We start from the raw sequence: 21618 nt of genomic DNA, 5'->3' as shown, positions 1-21618 counted from the left end.
AAGATAAGAAAAAAAAGATTTGGGTAAATCCTTTTTAAGCCTTTTCAAGACGTGCAGTTAGATGTAAGATGGATGGTAAAATTGTAGGATTTTCCGTAGCTATAATAGTTCTTCTCGTTGCGTCAGTAGTCGGTTTTTATGAGTACTCAACGGCTTCAGGGTCTCTAACATCTCTTCAAAGCACTGTTAGTGAGCAGAATAAAACTATATCCACACTCTCCTCTCAGATAGCTTCCCTTAACTCATCCCTACAGACTTACAAGACTCAGCTAACTGCTGCAGAGCAAAATGCCTCTAAGTATGATAACCTCTACATGATGTACCTCTCTATGTTTAATCAGGCCGAGAGCAATTACACCATGCTCAAACAGATGTACCAGCAACTATTGTCTAAAGTGAGCACTGGAGGCGCATCATACAAGGAGGGGGCAGCCCTAAACACTGCATTCAAGTTCTGGGATGGAATAGCCATTGAGAGTTTTGCAGATGTAACTCCATACCTTGCTACGAATTTCACTGCAAACGTGATGGGAGCACCCTTCCCAGGAACCTACACTTATAGTTCCTTCAATCTCACTTGGTTAGGCTCATTCTTTAGTAACTACGAGACTGTTTACTTCTACACTACAGCTCTTCCCACCATCACCGCAATGAACAATAACACCTATCAGGTCAGCACCGTGATACAGTACTTCGTTGCACCCACCAACGACCCAATCTACCTGCAGGTATTCAATGCTTCCATTACCCTTACAGTCCAGTACATACAAGGTACTCCTCTAATCACCAAGATGACCTGGGTTGGAAACGAGGTGCCTCCCTCTACCGTGATAGCAGGCTATCCCTCTCAGCACGCGTTAGCACAGTGGACAGCTCTCTCCGAGGTCTTATCCGAGATTAACGGTTTGGGAGCTGAGTTCCCAGGTCAAGTTACGGGACAATACTTCTCACCTAGTGCTACCCTCACCATAACTGGGCAGTTGCCTCCAGGTCTCAAGAACGGCACCTATTCTGGCCTCTCCTCCATAGAGAACTTCTTTAACACGTGGGATAGCTACTCTATCTTCGTTATGGAGTACTCCCAGAACCTCTTGCCCAATGGCACAGCCATCCCACTGCAGGTGCACGTGGTACTAAACGCTACTAACCCAGGAATGGCAGAGGTCATAGCCAACGATACTCCATTCATGCTCTTCGTGAACCAGGGACAGCCAGGGTTCCCAGGGATATACGACATCCACGTGAACATGGTGTCCTACCTCATGTACAATTCAACAGCCGGAGAGTGGCAGATAGTAAAACAGACCTGGTCCGTGACCCAAGTGCCCTCAATGAGTGACACCGTGTATTATAACCTCAATACTCCCACGTTTAACGTGATTGGAGAGCAGACAGTTACAGTAAACGCTACGCAAGGAGCAATTCTCAAGGTAGGACCTGTGATGACCATAGTTAAGCCAGGAACTTATGCACTACTTCCTAATGGGAGCATGGCGAGCATCTATAACTTCTCGTTAATTCTCCTGAGCACTCAGGCAGTTCTGCCTCCAGCACCAGATTACACTAACTTGACCCCAACTTATGCCTTCGCCTTCGCAATTAACGGGCACATATCTCCAGCCTACTCCCTTGTGAATAGCACAAAGGGACCTGATGCGGCAATAACTGTGGTTTATGCACCCAACACCTGGACGAGTTGGACTTGGTTCGGCGGTACTTTCAACGGAACCACGTACGTTGGCGGGTCTTACAAGTTTGCAGACCACTGGATTTACGGAAACGGAGTAATGGTGAACACGCAGTTCTTCAAGCCCGTGATATGGATATTTGAGGCTGGAAAGACGCCTCAAGGACCTGTTGCATCCCAGTCCAGTGTGAGAGTATCGACGGCATATGGCCTAACACCAATAAACGCTTACACTGAGGTAATTAACTCTCAGCAGGGAGGCGTAATAGTGGCAGGGAATATTATCACCGTGGTGCAACCCGGTACCACAATAAGTACTCCCGTGGGACAGCTTGACAACTACAACTTCTCAGTGGTGTTCTACGATCCTCAGAACGTTACTTCACCTGCGCCCGGACAAGTACCTTCTCTAGTATTCGCATATGCTGTGAACGGTAATGTTACGTTCTCGTATACAGCATCGAAGCCCTTCATAACAATCATTACCACTCCAAGCATGGAAGCTCAAATGTGGACCTGGGGAGTTACCAAGAACGGAACCTATGGCTACATATTCCATGATCCATTGCTGGTTGGCAATGGAACGGTTGTTAATCTGTCCTTCGTAAAGCCAGTGCCTTGGGTGTTGACTTTGCCAGAGTTGATGTAACTTAGCTATAAGTTCGTCACGTAGGCCAGACTATTCCCGCTAGACATAGACAAATAATGTAAAGGCATTTTTATATTGTATTTTTCCGTATATTTACATGATTATTTTATTTTGTGTCATAGTTCATCGCGTTGAAATGAATAATCTTATCTCTGATACACTACATTCTTAAATAATTTGTATTTTATTAACACTATCTGGAAAATTTTAGAATTGTAAGCCTTTATAGATGTCTTGATACCCTCTCCTTCCAAATGATATCATCGAGATTTCTTATAGACTTGAACCTTTTACTTAACGAGTTTACTATCATTTTTTCCCTTTCCCCTTCATAGTCAAATTCGACATTAATTGAGGAAGCTGTTCTAGTTATGGTGATCTTGCCATTACCCTTTGGCGGGGTTGGTTTGAAAGACCTATCTAGTTCCTTCCCAGGAGGCAACTTGACCAGTCCTGGAGCCACGTTAAGAACGTATATAACGCCTGTATTTGAAATATATCTAGTTACTTTGGCCTCTATGTCCACGAGTGAAAAGAGAGACGTTAGTTCCCCATAAACAAAGAAAGTGTTTTGATTCTCGAAGTCCATAATCTTGAACTGTAGAAGAGTCTCGAAGAAGAACTTTGGGTCAGAGAATAGAGATAGTATTACGTTGGGTTCATGTTTGCTAGATATCTGAATCGATATTTTCATAAGAATGAGTCATAAAGTAATGTTTTAAATTTTTCTTTATTGGATCAAGAAAGTATACTAAGCAGGATGGAATTACTGGAAGTCTAGATTTGCAACTATTATTAAGTCGACAAAGAGAATTAAACTCTGGGATGCCTGATACGTTTAGGATAATCAGGGATTGAGTCGTGAAAATGAGGAACATTCATGGCAATCCTTAGAGCGTATAGTAAACTTTTATCTTGGGGAGAGAGATGAGGATGTAGGGTAAGACCCCAGATTAGGAATTGGACCCGTGGCTCAGCCAGGACAGAGCGAAGGCCTGCGGAGCCTTAGGTCCCGGGTTCAAATCCCGGCGGGTCCGCCTATTCCGTAGCGAGATATTGTCTTAGCTTCTCACACGAATTCACGGACGGCTACTCAACTTCCCATGGTCCCACAAAGGGCTAAGGGTGGAATACCTTGATTTGAACTTTACCTATTTCTCATTTTCTGAACACCTCAAAGGTTTAAAGAAGTTTAAGCCAATATGAGTATAATGGCCAGACAGCTTACCCTTGCTGACTTCTCTGGGATCAAGAGAGAGGAACCAGTTAAACAGGAAGAGAAGACGCAGGAGGAAGAGAGGCCTCTGGAAAGGCCAGCGAGGCTAAGAAAGGACACAGTTAAACAGGCGCAGGAGGAGAGAAAGTACTTTCTTCTCTCCGTAGACTATGATGGTAAAATGGGGAAGGCTGTCTGCAAGCTTTATGATCCTGAAACGGGTGAGCTACACGTCCTTTACGACAGCACGGGTCACAAGTCATACTTCCTTGTGGATTTAGAGCCAGATCAGATCCAAAAAATTCCAAAGATTGTTAAGGATGAGTCCTTTGTTAGGCTTGAGAAGACCACTAAAATAGACCCCTACACTTGGAAACCTATTAACCTAACCAAGATTGTGGTGAATGACCCCCTCGCTGTGAGACGCCTAAGAGAATATGTCCCAAGGGCCTATGAAGCTCATATAAAATATTTTAACAATTATATTTACGATTTCAGCCTCATACCAGGGATGCCCTACGTGGTAAAGAAGGGGAAGCTAGTCCCCCTTAAGCCGGAGGTTGACGTCAAAGAGGTAAAGGAAGCGTTCAAGGATGCTGACCAGATAGCTCAAGAGATGGCGCTAGACTGGGCTCCCCTCTTTGAGTCCGAGATTCCGTCGGTGAAGAGGGTCGCAATAGATATAGAGGTTTATACTCCCATGATGGGTAGGGTACCGGATCCAGTAAAGGCCGAGTACCCCGTGATAAGCGTAGCCCTAGCAGGGAGCGATGGCCTGAAACTGGTCCTAGTCCTTGATAGGGGAGATAGTCCGATTCAAAGTAAGGATATCAAGGTTGAGGTCTTCCGCACAGAGAGGGAGCTTCTCTCCAGGTTGTTTGACATTCTTAAGGAATATCCCATGGTTCTGACCTTTAACGGAGACGACTTCGATATCCCATACCTGATCTTCAGAGGTTTCAAGCTCGGGTTACTACAGGATGAGATACCCTTCGAGATCTCTAGTTTTGGCAGGAAACCTGACGCGAAGTTCAGATATGGATTTCACATAGATTTGTACAGGTTCTTCTTCAACAAGGCGGTCAGGAACTATGCATTTGAGGGGAAGTACTCAGAGTACAACCTTGACACCGTAGCCCAGGCACTCTTGGGTCTCTCCAAGGTCAAGTTGGACGAGTCCATTAGCGACCTAAACATGTCTAAACTCGTGGAGTACAACTACAGGGACTCGGAGATCACGCTGAAGTTGACCACGTTCAACAACGAACTAGTATGGAAGTTGATTGTACTCTTCTCCAGAATTTCCAAGCTTGGTATAGAGGAGCTAACTAGGACAGAGATATCAGCCTGGGTAAAGAACCTGTACTACTGGGAACATAGGAAAAGGAACTGGTTAATCCCCCTCAAGGAGGAAATCCTTGAACGCTCCTCTGGGTTGAAGACAGCTGCCATTATCAAGGGAAAGGGATACAAGGGCGCAGTGGTCATAGACCCACCTGTGGGGGTTTACTTTGACGTAGTTGTTCTGGACTTCGCCTCACTGTATCCCTCCATCATCAGGAACTGGAACCTCAGTTATGAAACCGTTGATGTGAAGGAATGTAACAAGAAAAGGGATATAAGGGATGAGAGTGGGGCGAAAATCCATGAGGTGTGCGTGGACAGGCCCGGGATTACTGCAGTGGTAACTGGCTTACTTAGGGACTTCAGGGTCAAAATTTACAAGAAGAAAGGGAAACAGAGCAACATAGACGAGGAGAGAAAGATGTTGTACGACGTGGTACAGAGGGGCATGAAGGTGTTCATTAATGCGACCTATGGCGTCTTCGGTGCGGAGACCTTCCCCTTGTACGCCCCAGCAGTTGCAGAGAGCGTTACAGCCCTAGGTAGGTACGTAATCACGTCCACCAAGGAAATGGCTAACAAGCTTGGGCTGAAGGTTGTGTACGGGGATACGGACTCGCTCTTCATTCACCAGCCTGATAAGAAGAAGCTGGAGGAACTGGTGGAGTGGACCAGGCAGAACTTCGGGCTTGATCTAGAGGTGGACAAAACTTACAGGTTCATTGCCTTCTCCGGTCTTAAGAAGAACTACTTCGGTGTGTTCAAGGATTCCAAGGTTGACATAAAGGGCATGTTGGCAAAGAAGAGGAACACCCCAGAGTTTCTGAAGCAGGCCTTCAATGAGGCTAAGGAGAGGCTAGCGAAGGTTCAGAACCAGGAGGAGCTCGAAAAGGCAATTCAAGACTTAACGGCGCAGGTTAAGGAGGTGTACAGGAAGCTTAAGATGAAGGAATATAACTTGGATGAGCTCGCCTTCAGGGTCATGTTATCCAGGGACGTGAAGTCCTATGAGAAGAACACCCCACAGCACGTTAAGGCTGCGGCACAGCTGGCGGAGATGAACGTACAAGTGATGTCAAGGGATATAATTAGCTTCGTAAAGGTAAAGACTAAGGAGGGAGTTAAACCTGTCCAGCTAGCTAAGCTTTCAGAGATTGATGTGGATAAATACTATGAGAGCGTGAGAAGTACCTTCGAACAGTTATTGAAAAGCTTCAATGTGAGCTGGGATAGAATAGAGTCCACGACATCAATCGACTCGTTCTTCAAGACTTAGAGAGGCGTGGATTTTCAGGGGAAGCTAAGGTTTCCTAGCAACTAAAGCTAAAAACTACTCCTCTAAGTCCTCGTCCTCTTCCTCTATCTCTTCTTCCTTCTCGGCTTCCTCTGAAGTAACCTGAGCAGCGTAATCCGTTAATTCCTTTTTGAGCTCCTCATTTAGATAGTAGGAGATGACGTAAACCTTCTTGTCCTGGAAGTTCTCTTCCTTCCACTGGTTCTCAAAGCTAATGATGAAGATTGGTAACTTGACTATTGCAGACGTCTTATCCTTTCCTGTAAGGAAGTTCTTCATCTTCTCGTACATATCAGGCTTAAGGGGTAGAGGTATCCTAGCCTCCTGCGAGTCCCTCATTATGATGAAGTCTGAGGTAAGCTCGTTCCACTCCTTTAGTGCCTTCTCTGCAGTCTTCCTAACGACATCACCTATTTCCCCTTCCTCAAGGGCATCAGAGGTTACCTTTCCTGACTCACTCTTAAGCACAACAATCTTCATTGATGCTCACCAATAACGTAAAGGTAAACTAGATGGTGCATGTTCCCGTCCTCAACCTTAATTACTTCCTTGGGCTTCCAGCCCTTCATTTCGAACTCGTGGGAAACCACCCTGGTCCCAGGTTTAAGTTCCTTCTCAAACTTCGGCTTTAGAAGCTCGTTAGCGTTGGTCAACAGGAAGAGAGTAACCACAGTGGCATCAGATACGTTCTCGTCAAGAAAGTTGTTCTTCCTGAGTTCAATCTTGTCCCTAACTCCGTTCTGTATGGCGTTCTGTTCTGCCTCCTTAAGCCTTTCATCGCTTAGGTCAACGCCCACAGCTTTCTTAGCCCCAAAATTCTTCACTGCAGCAATTATTATCCTTCCGTCACCGCATCCTAGGTCATAAACAATGTCCTCTGGTCCTACCTTTGCAACCTCCAGCATTTTCAGCACTACCTTTTCAGGGGTCGGCACAAATGGAACGTGTGGAACTTCCCTATGTGGTGTGCTCAATTATCTCACTAGTGTAATCTTCATGAGACGAGATTTTTAATTTTGTTAATCGCTTCCTGCCTTCCGGCCTCGGGGTCTGGCTTTATGTCCTTGCCTATGGGCATCTGGGTAAGGATTGGGTAAATTCTTCCGTCCTCTAACTGAACCAAGAGCTGAGGTAACCAACTCATTCCGAACTCATCCTTTTCACCGTAGTCTGAGAGGAAGGCGTAGTCCTCCAGCTTGGTCTCTAGTTCAAGGTTGAACTCCTTGGCAATGGACTCAGCTATGCTTAGAAATCCCTTGTGATTGGGGTGGGACTCGGAAGTCACGAGGATCAGTTTTTTAGCTTTCATTGTGACCAAGTCTCAACGTATTCCACAGCTTAAAACGGTAGTGGTACCATGATTACAAATCTAAGGAGCGCCTCCAAGAAGGTTTTGAGGCCAATGGCATCTGCCCTGGTGAAGGCAGGTTTCACGGGAAATCAAGTCACTGCTTTGGGGTTGGTCATGTCCCTAGTATACTTGGGAGTAATCTATTTCACTAGGAATCCCCTGCTCGGACTGTTGACCCTGGCAATATCCTCCCTTTTAGATGCATTGGATGGGGAAGTTGCCAGGATGAGGGGTCTTGCAGGACCTAAGGGTAGCTTTCTTGACTCCTCCTTTGACCGGCTTGAGGATACCCTTTTCATTGGGTCTCTGGTCCTGCTGGGGTTTCCTCCACTGTTGACCGCAATACTTGTTGGGATTTCCCTATCAATCTCCTACTTGAGGGCTAAGGCAGAGTCCCTTGGAATAAAGGCAGAGGGTAAGGGACTCATTGAGAGGGGGGAGAGGTTAATCCTGGTGGGGCTAATACTCCTCTTCCTTCCTTTCCTTCCACTGATCTCCACCGTGATCTTCTACGGGCTGTTTGTGGCGTCCATAATAACCCTGGGGCAGAGATTTCACTTGGTGATGTCTGCGCTACCGTAATAAAACTGAAGAGGAGATCTAGTCCCGCAGTCTGAAACGCACATGCCCAACTCTTTCATTCTCTGACAGGAGTAAATCACCATTTTCTCCTTGAAGATCCTCTTAACCTGTTCCATGGGATTCTCCTCCCCATTCTTCTCCAGGACTAGGGCTATTGAGTCCACGCTGGAACCCGTGTTGGCCATGTAAACTGCCAGGGCGAGGGCCTCCTCCCGTGATCTTTCCCTCTTCTCCTGGATTGCCCTTATGCACGGGGGCGTCTTCCCTCCTCTCATCATTATGATGTCCACGAGCGTCTCTGGAACTTCCTCCATGGGGATTGGTTTCACAGTTTCCCTTAACCTTTTCAAGAGATTGAAACCTAGCAATTTGAGGAGAGTTGATCTATCCATGTAGACGTATCCCTTGTGGAGTATCCTCTGCGTCAGGGGGAACTCCTTGCTCCCCTTTATCGCCTTGAGGTACTCCAGAAAGTGGAGAGAATAGTCTAGTCTCTTGGGCTGAACCTTTCCCCTTGTTACCTCGTGATACTTTAGGCTACTCATTTTAACGTTGAACCCTAGCCACTTGAACACGGTGAGGAGGTCTGCGTCCTCCTCCCTTTCAAGGTCCCTCATGAATAGATCCTTTTCCTTTCTAAGGACTCTCTCCGTGGTTCTCTTGTCATTCAGGACTCCCAGGATGAGGAGCTCCGCGAAGAACACCAGCTGGGGAGAGGTGTACTCCTTGAGCCTCTTAACCTCCTTGCCTGTGACTATCTCCCTTATCCTGTTCTTTGCCTCCCTGATAGCCTTTCCATCAGTGGTGAGTAGGGTGTAAAGGTCGACAGCGTTCTCTCTCTTGATTACCTCGTCAACAGAGACCATGAAGGGATACTTGTTGTAGTCAAGCACCAATTTACTGGGGTATTTGTGAATTCCTTTAATAAGTGAACTAGGTGAATCTGTTAGGGTGATTATTTGAAGATTCTAGTGGCGTCAGCCTGGCCCTACGTGCAATCGGTTCCACATCTGGGCAACCTTATAGGCTCAATCCTCTCTGCCGATGTCTTTGCGCGCTATGCCAGATTAAAGTACGGAAAGGAGAACGTGGTCTTCGTGAGCGGGAGCGACGAGCATGGAACCCCCATAGAGATTGAGGCCATAAAGAGAGGGGTGAGCCCAAAGTCCCTCACAGATCAGGCCCACGAGTACGACAGACAACTGTTCCTGAACACCTGGAACATAAGTTTCGACAACTACACCAGGACGGAGTCCGAGGTTCATAAGAGCTTCGTGAAGGAGTTTTTGCTGGGAGTCAGCAAGTACATCAAGGTGGAGGAGGAGGAACTTCCCTACTGTGAAAGGGACAAGCTATTCCTCCCAGACAGGTTCGTGAAGGGGACCTGCCCCTACTGTGGATTTGAGGATGCACGGGGTGATCAATGCGACCGCTGTGGTAGGCTTTTGACCCCCTCCCTTCTCATAAATCCGAAGTGTGCCATCTGCGGTACTCCCCCCGTTCTCAGGAAGACCAAACACTGGTTCTTCGATCTCAGGCCCTTCTCTGAACCCATTAGGGAGTGGATAACCTCTTCCCAGGATATGCCAGAGAACGTGAAGGGAACAGCGCTGAGCTGGGTCAACGAGGGATTAAAACCCAGGAGCCTGACCAGGGATAACTCGTGGGGGATCCCAGCTCCCTTCCCAGGGGCGGAGGGAAAGACGATTTACGTCTGGTTTGAGGCCCTCCTGGGCTACCTATCTGCCACCCTAGAATATTTCCAGGGAAGAGGGGAAACGGAGAGGTGGAAGGAATTCTGGGAGAACGGTAAAGTGAGGAGTTACTACTTCATAGGAAAGGATAACATTCCTTTCCACGCCGTGATACTCCCGGCTATGTTGTTAGCCTCTGAGAAGAACTACGCTCTTCCCACGGTGATAGCTGCCACCGAGTACCTCATGTATGAGGGGCAGAAGTTTAGCAAGAGCAGGAAAATCGGGATCTGGATAGATGAGGCCCCCCTAATCATGGAGGTGGACTATTGGAGATTCCTCCTCATAAGGATGAGACCGGAAGAGAAGGACATGAACTTCACCTGGACCGAGGCTATCAGGATAGTGAATAGCGAGTTAAATGACGACGTTGGAAACCTCGTGAACAGGGTCATAACCATGGTGAACAGGTATTTCCAAGGCAAGATACCTGAACCCAAGAACCTGAAGGAGGTGGACATGAGACTTCTCTCCAGGGTAGGCGAAACCCTGGATCAGGTTAGCTTCATGTTCGAGAAGGGCAAGTTAAAGGGTGGAACTGAACTGGTCCTGACTCTAGCCAGGGAAACGAACGCATACCTCAATGAGAAGGCCCCATGGGACAAGGTAAAGAGCGACGTGGAGGACGCATCCAATACCTTGTTCGTGGCAAGCTCCGCCATCAGGGCAATAGCCCTAATGCTTTACCCTGTGATACCAGAGAAGGCTAAACTAATCTACGACCAGTTGGGGCTAGACATAACCCAGGAGAGATGGGATAACGCCAAGGAACCCCTTAAACCAGGTCACGTTGTTGGGAAGCCTGCCCCGGTTTTCAAGAAGCTTCCGCAGGACTTTGAGAAAAACCTTAACGAAATCCTGGAAAAAGTGAGAAAGGAAGTAGAAAAAAGAAGACCTACTCTTCTTAAGTAGCCAGTTCCACTGACGCTACTAGGGGTTCGAACTTCTTTCCTCTTCCCTCATAGAACTTGCTGAACATCTCGTAGAAGTGGAGCCTCATGTCCTGTATGAACACCACTAGTCCCTCTAGTCCTATTGCAAGGAGGTTTCCTATTATCAGGATCACGATCGAGGCCGGGTTAGTCCCCAAGGCTAGGAGGCTTGGATGCCCCACCACTAGATAGGCCATGTATGAGAACGCGTACAGAAGGTAGTAGTGAGCCAGTGCAAACACTAGAATTCTTATGAAAGAGATTGTGTTGGATAACAGTAGGATAGCAGCCTCGAAACCTCCTTCAATGAATCCCATGGCAAGGGCACTTCCCGTGGATGCGTGATCGTGTCTCTTCAGGATTATAGCCTTAGATATCCAGTTGTATATTAGTCCTATCTCTACCCATACAATTAACCCATACGCCAAGGCCGACGTAGGATTGCTCAGGTCAGGATGTATCCCGCTTAGCAAGTTCTGGAGGATATCACCTAGGAGGACTCCCACAGTACTGAAGTAATGGGAAGGATCCGTTACACCGTATCCAAATATCACCAGGGGAACTGTGTATAGCACCAGGAGTGGTAATTTCTCGAAGACAAGAAATTCAGGATCTCTCTTCTTCACTGCATTTATGACTCCCAGAAGGGAGCTTACGAAGAGAGCTATTGCTCCCAGGAGGATCGAAAGGATTATTGTGTGTTCAATCGAGGTGCTAGTGCTGTATTCACCAAATGGAAGTAGTGGGGATAACGCCTCCGTTACGCTCACTGGTACTGGCCATACGCTATCCAGGGGACCGCTCACGTTGGCTATACCCATCTCCTTGAGCCCTCCCACGGGAAGTGGTCCGAAGAAGTCTCTAGCTAGGAAACCAGTAATCATGGCAACGACTGAGGAGTAACCTAGAATGAGGGAAAGGTTCTTGATGTTGTTGCTTCCCTTCTTGACGCCGTATCTATGGAAGAAGATGGCAAAGATCAGGAGCACAAGGGCATTCCCAACATCTGGAAACATTAGCCCGAACAGGAGAGGGAAGGTAATGACTAGAAACACCAGCGGTGATATCTCCCAGTACGACGGTGTACCGTAGATTTCCACAACAGACTCTATGGCCGAGATACTCTTGGGAAGTCGGATGTACGTAGGGGGCTCCTCTTCCTCTCCGAACCTCCTTGGGGTAGCACTTTCGATAACAGCAACCTGATCTAAGGCAGATTTCAGCTTTTTCCAGTCCCTCTCGGGAACGTATCCCTCTATCTGGAAAAAGTGGTCTGAGATTCTCCCCTTGGAAAGGAGGGAAAGCGCGTCCCTCGCCGTTAGAAGCTTTCCGTATAACTCGCTGAACTCCCTCTCATTTTCCCTTATCTTCTTGATGAGGCTACTTCTGGTCTCCTCAAGGATTTTCCTAAGCTCGCCAATCCTTTCGCTTAACACCTTATACACTTCGTAGGGAGATTTCCCCTCGTTAGTCTCAAATCTCCTGACTCCCAGTTCCTTAAGTACCTGATCTAGTGACACAACGTTTCTCCTTGAGATAAGCACGGAGGCATATTTACCATCCTTCAGCGGAGTTGTCTCCACCACAACGTTCTTGTTAGACTTCACCTTGTTTAACTGGTCTTCCGTGAGAACTACTAGTGCTACATCCAACGTCTCTAGCGAGTACAAGGTGGATAGATCGGTGGTAATCCCGCTGAATGGTTCCAATTCCCTGAGTTGTGCCTGGTAGAGGTCTATCTCACCCTTCAGTTTCCCTATTTCCTCGAGGAGCTCCTTGTATCTGAACTCCTCAAGCGATGCCTCCTCTGAAAGCTTCTTGGCCACGTCAGTCCATGTGGAGTCAACCTTCATCTTGCCCCTAGGTTCCAGCGGTGTTCCAGCTATTTCCATGATCAGCTTGACCTTATTCACGTGTTCTTGGATTGCTGTCAATTCCCTCCTAGCATCTTCATACCTCGAGTTGGAGATAGGATGGGCTGGCTCTATTACCTCCATTTTACCGAACTTGAGTATCTCCGTGGTTACTTTGTCTTTTTGGTTAACTGGCGATATGATTTCTACTTTTACCATGTTTTCAGGAAAGATCAATACACTATCGGGAGTAGTATGAGCTATATCTTAAAAATATTTAATCTTCATAGCAAATGAGAGCACGTCATGGGTAAAATATTGCTATTGGGCGATAGGTACACTGTTTCGCTTTTTAAAATGATGGGGACTGAAGGTGAAGTGATCGAGGATCCCCTTAACCTAGAGAAGGAGATTGATGCTGTGAAAAAGAGGGAAGACGTAGACCTAGTGCTAATAACTAGGGACGTTTACGAACCAGTAAAGGAAAAGGTAGACTCAATGATTTCAAATCTCACAAAGCCCCTGGTTACCATCATACCATCCCCGTTCTCAGAATCCAAGCCAATTGACGTTAAGAAGATGGTTTTAAAGGCTCTAGGGTTCGGGTGATGATATGGTCTCTGTAGAGGAATTAATGGGACAGGTTATAGATTCGGAGATGGAGGTCATTAGCAAGGAGTTAAGCAAGGCTCTCGAGGAGGCCCTTAACCTGGTGAAACAGAAGAGGGACAGCGTAGAAAGGACCTATACTGCAAAGATGCAAGAAATGGTAACAAAAGCCAAGGAGGAGATTGAGGGAGAGAGAGCTAGGCTCGACATAGAAGTTAAGAGGGCAGTACTTGGCGAGAAGAACTACTGGTTAAACAAGGTCTACGAGGGTACAATAAAGTCGTTGGGAACGGTTAAGAACTCACAAGGTTATAAGCAAGGCCTTGAATCGGTACTGAAGAGGGAGCTTAGGGATGGTTCCATTGTGTACTGCTCCGAGGATGAAGTTGATCAAGTCCAGAAAATGATCAAGGGATTAAAGGCGAAGGCAGAGGTGAGGTCTGATCCCAAGATAATGGGTGGAGTCAAGATACAGTACTCGGACGTTGGACTAGTGAGGGATTACTCCCTTAACCTTATACTAGATCAAGTTTTTGAGTCACTAAAACCCAAGATAGCTGAGATTCTATTCGGTGAGATGTAAATGGCGCAGGGTAAAGTTGCAAGGGTGAACGGGCCACTGGTTGTGGCCGAGGGTATGAAGGATGCGCAGATGTTTGAAGTAGTCGAAGTGGGCGAGCCTAGGCTAGTGGGCGAAATAACAAGGATTGAGGGTGACAGGGCTTACATACAGGTATATGAGGACACGAGCGGAATCAGACCTGGTGAGCCAGTTTTTGGGAGTGGGGCTCCCCTATCAGTGGAGTTAGGTCCAGGCCTTCTCGGTCAACTGTTTGATGGTCTACTTAGACCTCTAGGAGAGATCAAGGAAATTACTAAGTCACCTTTCATCAAGAGGGGGATAAAGTTACCAACACTAAATAGGGAGAAAGAATGGCACTTCGTCCCAAAGATGAAGAAGGGAGATAAGGTAGAGCCAGGTGATATTCTAGGAGTGGTACAGGAGACAGGACTTGTAGAGCACAGAATACTCGTTCCTCCTTACGTTCACGGAAAATTAAAGGAGGTTGTTGCAGAGGGCGATTACAAGGTTGAAGACAACGTCGCAATTGTGGACATGAACGGTGACGAAGTTCCAGTGAAAATGATGCAGAAGTGGCCAGTTAGGGTTCCAAGACCCTTCAAGGAAAAGCTAGATCCAAGCCAGCCGTTACTGACTGGGGTTAGAATACTTGATACTATATTCCCCATAGCAAAGGGAGGTACTGCGGCGATTCCAGGGCCCTTCGGGAGTGGAAAGACAGTAACTCTACAAAGCCTATCCAAGTGGAGTGAGGCTAAGATTGTCATTTTCGTTGGATGTGGAGAGAGAGGAAACGAAATGACTGACGAGCTAAGAAGCTTCCCCAAACTGAAGGATCCGTGGACTGGAAGACCCCTTCTAGAGAGGACAGTGATGGTGGCAAACACCAGTAACATGCCCGTAGCAGCTAGGGAAGCAAGCATTTACGTAGGTGTTACCCTAGCTGAGTACTTCAGGGACCAGGGATACGACGTGCTTACCGTGGCTGACTCGACCTCCAGATGGGCTGAGGCGCTAAGGGACCTAGGAGGGAGAATGGAGGAGATGCCAGCCGAGGAAGGGTTCCCAAGCTACCTCTCCTCCAGAATCGCTGAGTACTATGAGAGGGCTGGAAGAGTTAGAACTCTAGGTAATCCAGAGAGGTACGGCTCAGTTACCTTAGCGTCTGCAGTTTCACCACCAGGCGGTGACTTTACTGAACCAGTTACTAGCACAACACTTAGATTCGTCAGGGTCTTCTGGCCATTGGACGTCTCCTTAGCTCAGGCCAGACATTACCCTGCAATAAACTGGCTCCAGGGGTTCTCATCCTACGTTGACCTGGTATCTGACTGGTGGATCAAGAACGTCGACCCAGATTGGAGAATTATGAGGGACTTCATGGTTAGGACACTTCTAAGAGAGGATGAGTTGAAACAGATAGTGAGGCTAGTGGGTCCAGAGTCCCTTGCAGAAAAGGATAAGCTAACGTTGGAGGTTGCAAGGCTGATCAAGGAAGCCTTCCTGAAACAGAACGCATATGATGACATAGATGCCTTCTCGTCACCCCAGAAGCAGGCTAGAATCATGAAGTTGATCTACCACTATAATCAATATGCAACTAACGCCGTGGAAAGGGGAATACCAGTGAAAAAGATTGTGGACAAGATAACTGTGGTTCCTGACATAATTAGATCAAAGGCTACTATCAAGAACAACGAGCTTCAGAAATACGACGAATTAGAGAACAAGTTAAAAGCTCAGTTCGATGAACTCTTGAAGGAGGCTGGTGCTTAATGGAGTCATCCATGAATGTAAGGGAATATTCGAACATTTCAATGATTAAGGGACCCCTTCTGATGGTTCAGGGAGTGGCAGACTCAGCTTATAACGAACTTGTAGAGGTCGAGATGCCCAATGGGGAGAGAAGGAGAGGGATAGTTGTAGATAGCCAGAAGGGAATTTCCATAGTACAGGTCTTTGAGGGAACCAGGGGAATATCGCCAGTAGGAACCACCGTGAGGTTCCTAGGTAGAGGATTAGAGGTTAAGATCTCTGAGGAAATGCTTGGCAGAATTTTCAATCCCCTGGGAGATCCCCTTGACAATGGTCCCATGGTGATAAAGGGGGAGAAGAGGGACATCAATGGCGAACCCTTGAACCCTGCTATCAGGGATTACCCAGAGGAGTTCATTCAGACTGGTATATCAGCAATAGATGGTCTAAATTCCCTTCTCAGGGGTCAGAAGCTTCCCATCTTTAGCGGAAGCGGTTTACCCGCGAACATACTTGCTGCACAGATAGCTAAACAGGCCACAGTGAGAGGAGAGGAGAGCAACTTTGCCGTTGTATTCGGTGCCATCGGTGTAAGATATGACGAGGCACTGTTCTTCAGGAAGTTCTTTGAGGAAACCGGGGCAATCAATAGGGTGGCCCTAATCATGAGTTTAGCTAACGAACCACCAGTGATGAAGACACTAACTCCCAAGACAGCACTTACCCTCGCGGAATATTTGGCCTTTGAGCAGGACATGCACGTGTTGGCAATCCTTATCGATATGACAAATTACTGTGAGGCCCTTAGGGAGATCAGCGCATCAAAGGAGGAAGTCCCCGGTAGAGGTGGTTACCCAGGTTACATGTACACTGACCTTGCCCAGACCTACGAGAGAGCAGGAAAAGTGATAGGAAAGAAGGGTTCCATTACTCAGATGCCCATTCTCACAATGCCAAACGACGACATTACCCATCCAATTCCAGACCTTACAGGTTATATCACGGAGGGGCAAATTACCTTAGACAGAAGCCTATACAACAAGGGTATCTATCCACCAATTAACGTCCTCATGAGTTTGTCAAGGCTTGCCAAGGACGGAATAGGTGAGGGTAAGACCAGGGATGATCACAAGGACTTATCTAACCAGTTGTTTGCGGCCTACGCAAAAGCAGTAGATACTAGGGGATTAGCTGCAATCATTGGAGAGGATAGCCTATCTGACACAGACAAGAAGTACCTAATGTTTGGGGATGCCTTTGAGAGGAAGTTCGTAAGTCAAGGAGTGAACGAGAACAGGGATATAGAGACGACCCTAGATATTGGGTGGGAGGTACTCTCCATTTTGCCAGAAAGGGAGCTCACGAATGTGAAGGTTGACTACATCAAGAAGTATCATCCAGCCTACCGTGGTAAGAAATGAGTTCTAGGAGGGTACTACCAACAAAGATAAACCTCATTAGCATGAGGAATCAGCTCAAACTCATCAGGGTAATCAAAAGACTCTTAGAGAACAAGAGGGAAGTTCTTCTAATATATCTCAGGACCTACGTAAATGAGTACGAAAAAATATACAATGAGGTTAACGAGGCCTTAAAGGAGGTCTACGACAGTTACATGAAGGCCGTGGTTGACGAGGGTATTGGGAACATAGAGACCATAGCCAATTCTCAAAACAGTTCCCTCCAGCTAAAGAGCTCCACCAAGGTCATCTTCGGGGTCAAGATCCCTATCACTGAGCTAAGTGAAGCCAGTATCCCTCCAAAGCCCTTCAGTGAAGTTGAAACATCTCCCTATCTTTCTGAGGCCTATGACAGGATGAGGGAGACTATGGTTAAGGTAATCAAGCTTGTTGAGCTTGAGTCTACCATTAGGTCCCTCGTTGCAGAGCTTAGAAGAACACAACGTCTGATTAACGCCATAGATACCTCAATCCTTCCCTTCTACAATAACTCCGTGAAGTACATTAGATCAATTCTGAACGACAGGAGCAGGGAAGAGTTCGTAAGGCTTAAAGTCACCAGAAGGATCTTACAGAGGAGGAGAGGAGATGGACGCTAACCCCTTCATTTCAAATCTAAACAAGAGGCTCGACCAAAAAATGAAGGAGATTCAGGATCAACTTAACAAGGAGTATTCCTCGATTCTAGAATCAAAACGCAAGGCCATGGAGGAAATAAGGAGAAAGGCTTTAAAGGAACTGCCAAAGTAAACAGTGGTGGATTTAACATGGAATATTCAAAGAGAATGAAATATGTAATACTCCTTCTACCTCTACTTATGGGGTCAGCTGTGGCCTTTGCCCAGTCTCCCGCTGATACATCAACAGGTTTTTCAGGAATAAACATTGGTGCAGGTCTCGCTGTGGGACTAGCGGCAATTGGTGCAGGTATGGCTGTGGGTATGGCAGCTGCGGCTGGAATCGGTGTGCTAACAGAGAGAAGGGACATGTTCGGTACAGTGCTTATCTTCGTGGCCATAGGGGAAGGAATAGCGGTATACGGTATCCTGTTCGCTGTGTTAATGTTGTTCGGTAAGTTCTAAAACCCCAAACTTTTTAGGTCAAGTTTTTTGGATTCCTCCCATGAAGATATCAAGGGAGAAGTGGTCCTCTAATTTTAGCGAATGGTTTGATTGGGTTATCTCTCAGGCTGAAATATACGACTATGGAAGATACCCCGTTAAGGGATCTGGCGTATGGATGCCCTACGGCTTCAAGATAAGGCAGAACGTGACCACCCTCATTAGGAAATTACTTGACGAAACAGGTCATGAGGAGGTGCTCTTTCCACTTCTTATTCCTGAGACGCTCCTCAAGAAGGAGGCAGAACACATTAAGGGCTTCGAGAAGGAAGTTTTCTGGGTCACTCACGGAGGGGAGGACGAACTCGAGGAAAGGTTTGCCCTCAGACCAACGTCAGAGGTTGCGATTACCCTGATGGAATCCCTCTGGATAAAGGGTTACTCGCAATTACCAAGAAAGTTCTACCAGATCGTTAGCGTGTTTAGGTATGAGACCAAGGCCACAAGACCCATGATCAGGGTTAGGGAGCTCTCCACGTTTAAGGAAGCCCATACTGTTCACGAGACCTTTGAGGATGCGGCCAGGCAAGTGGATGAGGCAGTAGAGATTTACAGTAAGTTCTTTGATATTCTGGGAATTCCATACCTCATCTCTAGGAGACCGGAATGGGATAAGTTCGCTGGGGCAGAGTACACCATAGCTCTCGACACCATAATGCCCGATGGAAGAGCTCTACAGATAGGGACGGCGCATCATCTGGGCCAGCACTTCACCAAGGCAATGGACTACAAGGTCCAGAGGGCCGATGGTTCTCACGTTCATCCACATCAGACAAGTTACGGGATATCTGACAGGGTAATAGCAACTGTGATCTCCATAAACGGTGATGATCACGGCCCCATACTACCACCTGTGGTAGCTCCCATTGAGGGTGTCATCATACCGATACCTGGAAAGAGTGAAGAGGACACCGAGAAAATCAACAAGTATGCCATGGAAGTGGAGTCCGTTCTCAAGAACAGCGGAATCCGCGTGGCCCTTGACGCCTCTGAGGATAAGACTCCTGGAGAGAAGTATTATATCTGGGAGTTAAAGGGCGTTCCAATCAGAATAGAGATAGGACCTAGGGAGCTAAACTCTGGCACTGCCTTCCTTAAGAGGAGGGATACGCTAGAGGGCAAAAGCGTGAAGAGGGAGGAACTGGTAAAGGAATTCAGGAACCTTGAGGATCAAATCTCCGCCGACCTTAGGAAGAGGGCATGGGAACAGTTCAAGGAGAGGGTTAAGAGGTTCCAGAGCTTGGATGAGGCTAAAAAGTTCCTGGAGAACAGGGGAGGCATAGCTGAGGTTCCATGGTGCGGACAGGACTCATGCGGACTTAAGATCGAGGAACAGGTCCAGGCTAGGGTTTTGGGTACTCCCTTGAAACCTGAACCTAGCGGTAACTGCGTCGTATGTGGAAAACCTTCAACCAACATCCTTCGAATAGCAAAAACTTATTAGAGGTCATGGTGAAAGAAGGAGAGGTGCTAAAGTATTGCCCAAGAAGAGGGAGAACAGAGGCAGAAGGAAAGGAGATAAAGGTCACGTAGGATACGTGATGTGCGATAACTGTGGCGCCAGGGTCCCAGAGGACAAGGCCGTATGCGTAACAAGGACTTACAGCCCCGTTGATGCTTCCTTAGCCAACGAACTGGAGAAGAAGGGTGCCATAATAACCAGATACCCTGTCACGAAGTGCTACTGTGTAAACTGCGCTGTTCACTTTGGTCTGATCAAGATAAGGGCTGAGAACGAGAGAAAGTCCAGGGCTAGGCTCTTCTAAGAAGGATCAGAAATCTAAGTTTTTAACCTCACTTACCCTCTATTTGTTTATGAGGCTATACGAGCTCTCATTTGATGAAGTGGAAAGGTTCTTCTATAAGTTAGCTGAACTGAGGGACACAGTGAAGGACTCTGGGTTAATGTCATACGTTCCCGAGCTCGTTTCCCTCACTGGTCAGGTTCAGGGAACCACAAGGGTTAAGCATGCCTTCCCCATCTTCCAGAAGGGCGGCGTAGTAATGGATGTGACCAGCGTGGAACAGGCAGGGATAGCAGAGGAAGCTGGCGCGGTGTCAGTGATGGTTCTAGACAAGCTCCCCTACGATGTAAGGAAAGCTGGAGGAGTGGCTAGAATGGCAGACCCTAAAATCATCGAGGAAGTCATGAACTCGATTACGATCCCAGTCATGGCAAAGGTGAGAATCGGGCACTATTATGAAGCAAAGGTTCTGGAGGCCTTGGGTGTGGACATGATTGATGAGAGTGAGGTTCTTACCCCAGCAGATGAGGAGCATCACATTAACAAGTGGGAGTTCAAGATTCCCTTCGTTAACGGAGCGAGAAATCTAGGGGAGGGACTCAGGAGGATCTCTGAGGGAGCCTCCATGATAAGAACAAAGGGTGAACCTGGTACGGGAAACGTGAGCGAAGCCGTGAAGCACATAAAGATAGTTAACCAGGAACTCAGGGCACTACTGAGCATGGCAGAGGAGGATAGGGTGAAGAAGTCCAGAGAGTTACAGGTTCCCTACGAACTTGTGGAACTTACCGTGAAATATGCCAGGTTACCTGTGGTGAACTTTGCAGCTGGTGGAATAGCTACCCCAGCAGACGCTGCTCTCATGATGTGGTTGGGCACAGATGGTATCTTTGTGGGCTCAGGAATTTTCAAGAGCGAGGATCCACTGGAGAGAGCTAAGGCTATTGTCCTGGCAACTGCAGGCTGGGAGGACCCAGAAATAGTTCTGGAGGCACAGAAAATGATAAGTGAGCATAAGGCCATGATGGGTATTGACATAAAGACCTTGAAACCTGAGGAGCTAATGCAGGTGAGAGGAGCATGAAGATAGGAGTTGTTGCGTATCAGGGAAGCTTTGAGGAACATGCCCTCTCCGTGAAGAGGGTGTTCGACAAGATAGGAAAGGGAGAAGTTATTCCAGTGAAGAGAGCCAAGGACCTCGACGTGGATGGAATAATCATACCTGGGGGAGAGAGCACTACAATTGGTCAAGTAGCCCTTAGGCTAGGCCTTCTAGACCCTCTGAAGGAGAAGATCAGTCAAGGTATTCCTGTACTTGGAACCTGCGCTGGTGCCATAATGCTGTCCAAGGAGGTTACGGACGCCAAGGTGGGCAAAAAGAGTCAGCCTCTGATAGGAGTTATGGATGCCTCGGTGATCAGAAACTATTACGGCAGGCAGAGGGAGAGTTTTGAGGCCACGGTAGACCTAGAGGAAATCGAGGGTGGAAAGGAGAGGTTCGTGTTCATAAGAGCCCCTGCGATCTCTAAGGTGTGGGGAAAGGCTAGAGCACTTGCCACTCTCAACGACGTAATAGTTATGGCGCAAGAGGATCAAATCCTTACCACTACTTTCCATCCAGAACTATCAGGAACGACATCCATCCATGAGTACTTCCTCAGGATGGTGAAGAGATAGCGTTTT

At 47.3% G+C, this 21618-nt stretch carries 21 protein-coding genes and 1 tRNA gene; 16 read left to right on the top strand and 6 right to left on the bottom strand.

All coding sequences use genetic code 11. The features are described from left to right. Positions 1-68 precede the first annotated feature (68 nt). Positions 69-2336 carry a hypothetical protein gene (locus ACI49J_RS01885; RefSeq protein WP_012021832.1) on the top strand — a complete coding sequence of 756 codons (2268 nt, stop codon included), beginning with the start codon at positions 69-71 and terminating at the stop codon, positions 2334-2336. Positions 2337-2559: 223 nt separating this feature from the next. Here ACI49J_RS01885 and ACI49J_RS01880 read toward each other — a convergent pair whose 3' ends face one another. Next, the gene (locus ACI49J_RS01880) at positions 2560-3030 is read right to left on the bottom strand and encodes a DUF3211 domain-containing protein (protein WP_012021833.1); all 471 of its coding nucleotides are present in this window, start codon (positions 3028-3030) and stop codon (positions 2560-2562) included. Positions 3031-3298: 268 nt separating this feature from the next. On the opposite strand from ACI49J_RS01880, the gene ACI49J_RS01875 reads away from it, so the two are divergent. Together ACI49J_RS01875 and ACI49J_RS01870 are read left to right on the top strand one after the other, a co-directional pair. After that, positions 3299-3373, top strand: a tRNA-Arg gene (locus tag ACI49J_RS01875). 174 nt (positions 3374-3547) lie between these two features. Continuing rightward, positions 3548-6172 carry a DNA-directed DNA polymerase I gene (locus ACI49J_RS01870; protein ID WP_048060164.1) on the top strand — a complete coding sequence of 875 codons (2625 nt, stop codon included), beginning with the start codon at positions 3548-3550 and terminating at the stop codon, positions 6170-6172. A gap of 54 nt (positions 6173-6226) precedes the next feature. Here ACI49J_RS01870 and ACI49J_RS01865 read toward each other — a convergent pair whose 3' ends face one another. From ACI49J_RS01865 to ACI49J_RS01855, 3 genes are all read right to left on the bottom strand, one after another. After that, a complete protein-coding gene (locus ACI49J_RS01865) occupies positions 6227-6670 on the bottom strand; it encodes a DUF2286 domain-containing protein (RefSeq protein WP_012021835.1) in 444 nt (147 codons plus the stop codon). Continuing rightward, positions 6667-7095, bottom strand: a complete 429-nt coding sequence (locus ACI49J_RS01860) for a protein-lysine N-methyltransferase (RefSeq protein ID WP_048060165.1) — start codon at positions 7093-7095, stop codon at positions 6667-6669. Before ACI49J_RS01860 ends, ACI49J_RS01865 begins: the two co-directional genes overlap by 4 nt. An 89-nt stretch (positions 7096-7184) precedes the next feature. After that, the gene (locus ACI49J_RS01855) at positions 7185-7499 is read right to left on the bottom strand and encodes a hypothetical protein (RefSeq protein ID WP_012021837.1); all 315 of its coding nucleotides are present in this window, start codon (positions 7497-7499) and stop codon (positions 7185-7187) included. Between the two features lie 48 nt (positions 7500-7547). Here ACI49J_RS01855 and pgsA point away from each other — a divergent pair, with 48 nt between their 5' ends. After that, the gene (gene pgsA / locus ACI49J_RS01850; protein ID WP_012021838.1) at positions 7548-8123 is read left to right on the top strand and encodes an archaetidylinositol phosphate synthase; all 576 of its coding nucleotides are present in this window, start codon (positions 7548-7550) and stop codon (positions 8121-8123) included. Here pgsA and priL read toward each other — a convergent pair. After that, positions 8096-9016 carry a DNA primase regulatory subunit PriL gene (gene priL, locus ACI49J_RS01845; RefSeq protein ID WP_225938922.1) on the bottom strand — a complete coding sequence of 307 codons (921 nt, stop codon included), beginning with the start codon at positions 9014-9016 and terminating at the stop codon, positions 8096-8098. The two genes, pgsA and priL, sit on opposite strands and share 28 nt — an antisense overlap. 66 nt (positions 9017-9082) lie before the next feature. Between priL and metG the strand changes: the two genes are divergently transcribed. Next, positions 9083-10789, top strand: coding sequence for a methionine--tRNA ligase (gene metG / locus ACI49J_RS01840; protein WP_012021840.1), 1707 nt, complete (start codon positions 9083-9085; stop codon positions 10787-10789). Here metG and ACI49J_RS01835 read toward each other — a convergent pair. Continuing rightward, positions 10782-12899: a V-type ATP synthase subunit I gene (locus ACI49J_RS01835; RefSeq protein WP_012021841.1), complete on the bottom strand. Its 2118-nt coding sequence runs from the start codon at positions 12897-12899 to the stop codon at positions 10782-10784. The two genes, metG and ACI49J_RS01835, sit on opposite strands and share 8 nt — an antisense overlap. Before the next feature lie 69 nt (positions 12900-12968). On the opposite strand from ACI49J_RS01835, the gene ACI49J_RS01830 reads away from it, so the two are divergent. Genes ACI49J_RS01830 through pdxT form a run of 11 tightly spaced genes read left to right on the top strand, consistent with a single transcriptional unit; the run spans position 12969 to position 21612 of the window. After that, a complete protein-coding gene (locus ACI49J_RS01830) occupies positions 12969-13271 on the top strand; it encodes a V-type ATP synthase subunit F (protein ID WP_048060166.1) in 303 nt (100 codons plus the stop codon). Positions 13272-13275: 4 nt separating this feature from the next. Further along, a complete protein-coding gene (locus ACI49J_RS01825) occupies positions 13276-13854 on the top strand; it encodes a V-type ATP synthase subunit E (RefSeq protein ID WP_012021843.1) in 579 nt (192 codons plus the stop codon). Continuing rightward, positions 13855-15630: an ATP synthase subunit A gene (locus tag ACI49J_RS01820; protein WP_012021844.1), complete on the top strand. Its 1776-nt coding sequence runs from the start codon at positions 13855-13857 to the stop codon at positions 15628-15630. Then, the gene (locus ACI49J_RS01815; protein ID WP_012021845.1) at positions 15630-17030 is read left to right on the top strand and encodes a V-type ATP synthase subunit B; all 1401 of its coding nucleotides are present in this window, start codon (positions 15630-15632) and stop codon (positions 17028-17030) included. Before ACI49J_RS01820 ends, ACI49J_RS01815 begins: the two co-directional genes overlap by 1 nt. Then, positions 17027-17668, top strand: coding sequence for a V-type ATP synthase subunit D (locus tag ACI49J_RS01810; protein ID WP_012021846.1), 642 nt, complete (start codon positions 17027-17029; stop codon positions 17666-17668). The genes ACI49J_RS01815 and ACI49J_RS01810 overlap by 4 nt, the downstream gene beginning before the upstream one ends. Next, on the top strand, positions 17658-17819 hold the full coding sequence (locus tag ACI49J_RS01805) for a hypothetical protein (protein ID WP_048060167.1): 162 nt from the start codon (positions 17658-17660) through the stop codon (positions 17817-17819). Before ACI49J_RS01810 ends, ACI49J_RS01805 begins: the two co-directional genes overlap by 11 nt. A gap of 35 nt (positions 17820-17854) precedes the next feature. Then, positions 17855-18151 carry a V-type ATP synthase subunit K gene (locus tag ACI49J_RS01800; RefSeq protein ID WP_144418861.1) on the top strand — a complete coding sequence of 99 codons (297 nt, stop codon included), beginning with the start codon at positions 17855-17857 and terminating at the stop codon, positions 18149-18151. A gap of 40 nt (positions 18152-18191) precedes the next feature. Next, a complete protein-coding gene (proS, locus tag ACI49J_RS01795; protein ID WP_012021848.1) occupies positions 18192-19634 on the top strand; it encodes a proline--tRNA ligase in 1443 nt (480 codons plus the stop codon). Between the two features lie 34 nt (positions 19635-19668). After that, complete coding sequence (locus ACI49J_RS01790; protein WP_012021849.1) at positions 19669-19956, top strand: 30S ribosomal protein S26e; 288 nt, start codon at positions 19669-19671, stop codon at positions 19954-19956. Between the two features lie 49 nt (positions 19957-20005). Then, positions 20006-21019, top strand: coding sequence for a pyridoxal 5'-phosphate synthase lyase subunit PdxS (pdxS, locus tag ACI49J_RS01785; protein ID WP_012021850.1), 1014 nt, complete (start codon positions 20006-20008; stop codon positions 21017-21019). Next, a complete protein-coding gene (gene pdxT / locus ACI49J_RS01780; protein WP_012021851.1) occupies positions 21016-21612 on the top strand; it encodes a pyridoxal 5'-phosphate synthase glutaminase subunit PdxT in 597 nt (198 codons plus the stop codon). The genes pdxS and pdxT overlap by 4 nt, the downstream gene beginning before the upstream one ends. Positions 21613-21618 lie beyond the last annotated feature (6 nt).

Origin of the sequence: Metallosphaera sp. D4-4, from assembly GCF_046245145.1 — an archaeon.
Lineage (GTDB): Archaea > Thermoproteota > Thermoprotei_A > Sulfolobales > Sulfolobaceae > Metallosphaera > Metallosphaera sedula.
Note: the sequence above shows the minus strand (reverse complement) of the source record. Positions and strands in the feature narration are given on the sequence as shown.

Bases quoted from the DNA above. Each gene is read 5' to 3' on its own strand.
- ACI49J_RS01820 (WP_012021844.1), top strand. From the start codon at position 13,855: ATGGCGCAGGGTAAAGTTGCAAGGGTGAACGGGCCACTGGTTGTGGCC.
- ACI49J_RS01830 (WP_048060166.1), top strand. From the start codon at position 12,969: ATGGGTAAAATATTGCTATTGGGCGATAGGTACACTGTTTCGCTTTTT.
- pgsA (WP_012021838.1), top strand. From the start codon at position 7,548: ATGATTACAAATCTAAGGAGCGCCTCCAAGAAGGTTTTGAGGCCAATG.
- ACI49J_RS01815 (WP_012021845.1), top strand. From the start codon at position 15,630: ATGGAGTCATCCATGAATGTAAGGGAATATTCGAACATTTCAATGATT.
- pdxT (WP_012021851.1), top strand. From the start codon at position 21,016: ATGAAGATAGGAGTTGTTGCGTATCAGGGAAGCTTTGAGGAACATGCC.
- ACI49J_RS01870 (WP_048060164.1), top strand. From the start codon at position 3,548: ATGGCCAGACAGCTTACCCTTGCTGACTTCTCTGGGATCAAGAGAGAG.
- ACI49J_RS01810 (WP_012021846.1), top strand. From the start codon at position 17,027: ATGAGTTCTAGGAGGGTACTACCAACAAAGATAAACCTCATTAGCATG.
- ACI49J_RS01805 (WP_048060167.1), top strand. From the start codon at position 17,658: ATGGACGCTAACCCCTTCATTTCAAATCTAAACAAGAGGCTCGACCAA.
- ACI49J_RS01825 (WP_012021843.1), top strand. From the start codon at position 13,276: ATGGTCTCTGTAGAGGAATTAATGGGACAGGTTATAGATTCGGAGATG.
- ACI49J_RS01880 (WP_012021833.1), bottom strand. From the start codon at position 3,030: ATGAAAATATCGATTCAGATATCTAGCAAACATGAACCCAACGTAATA.
- ACI49J_RS01885 (WP_012021832.1), top strand. From the start codon at position 69: ATGGATGGTAAAATTGTAGGATTTTCCGTAGCTATAATAGTTCTTCTC.
- proS (WP_012021848.1), top strand. From the start codon at position 18,192: ATGAAGATATCAAGGGAGAAGTGGTCCTCTAATTTTAGCGAATGGTTT.
- ACI49J_RS01865 (WP_012021835.1), bottom strand. From the start codon at position 6,670: ATGAAGATTGTTGTGCTTAAGAGTGAGTCAGGAAAGGTAACCTCTGAT.
- pdxS (WP_012021850.1), top strand. From the start codon at position 20,006: ATGAGGCTATACGAGCTCTCATTTGATGAAGTGGAAAGGTTCTTCTAT.
- ACI49J_RS01855 (WP_012021837.1), bottom strand. From the start codon at position 7,499: ATGAAAGCTAAAAAACTGATCCTCGTGACTTCCGAGTCCCACCCCAAT.
- ACI49J_RS01800 (WP_144418861.1), top strand. From the start codon at position 17,855: ATGAAATATGTAATACTCCTTCTACCTCTACTTATGGGGTCAGCTGTG.
- ACI49J_RS01860 (WP_048060165.1), bottom strand. From the start codon at position 7,095: ATGCTGGAGGTTGCAAAGGTAGGACCAGAGGACATTGTTTATGACCTA.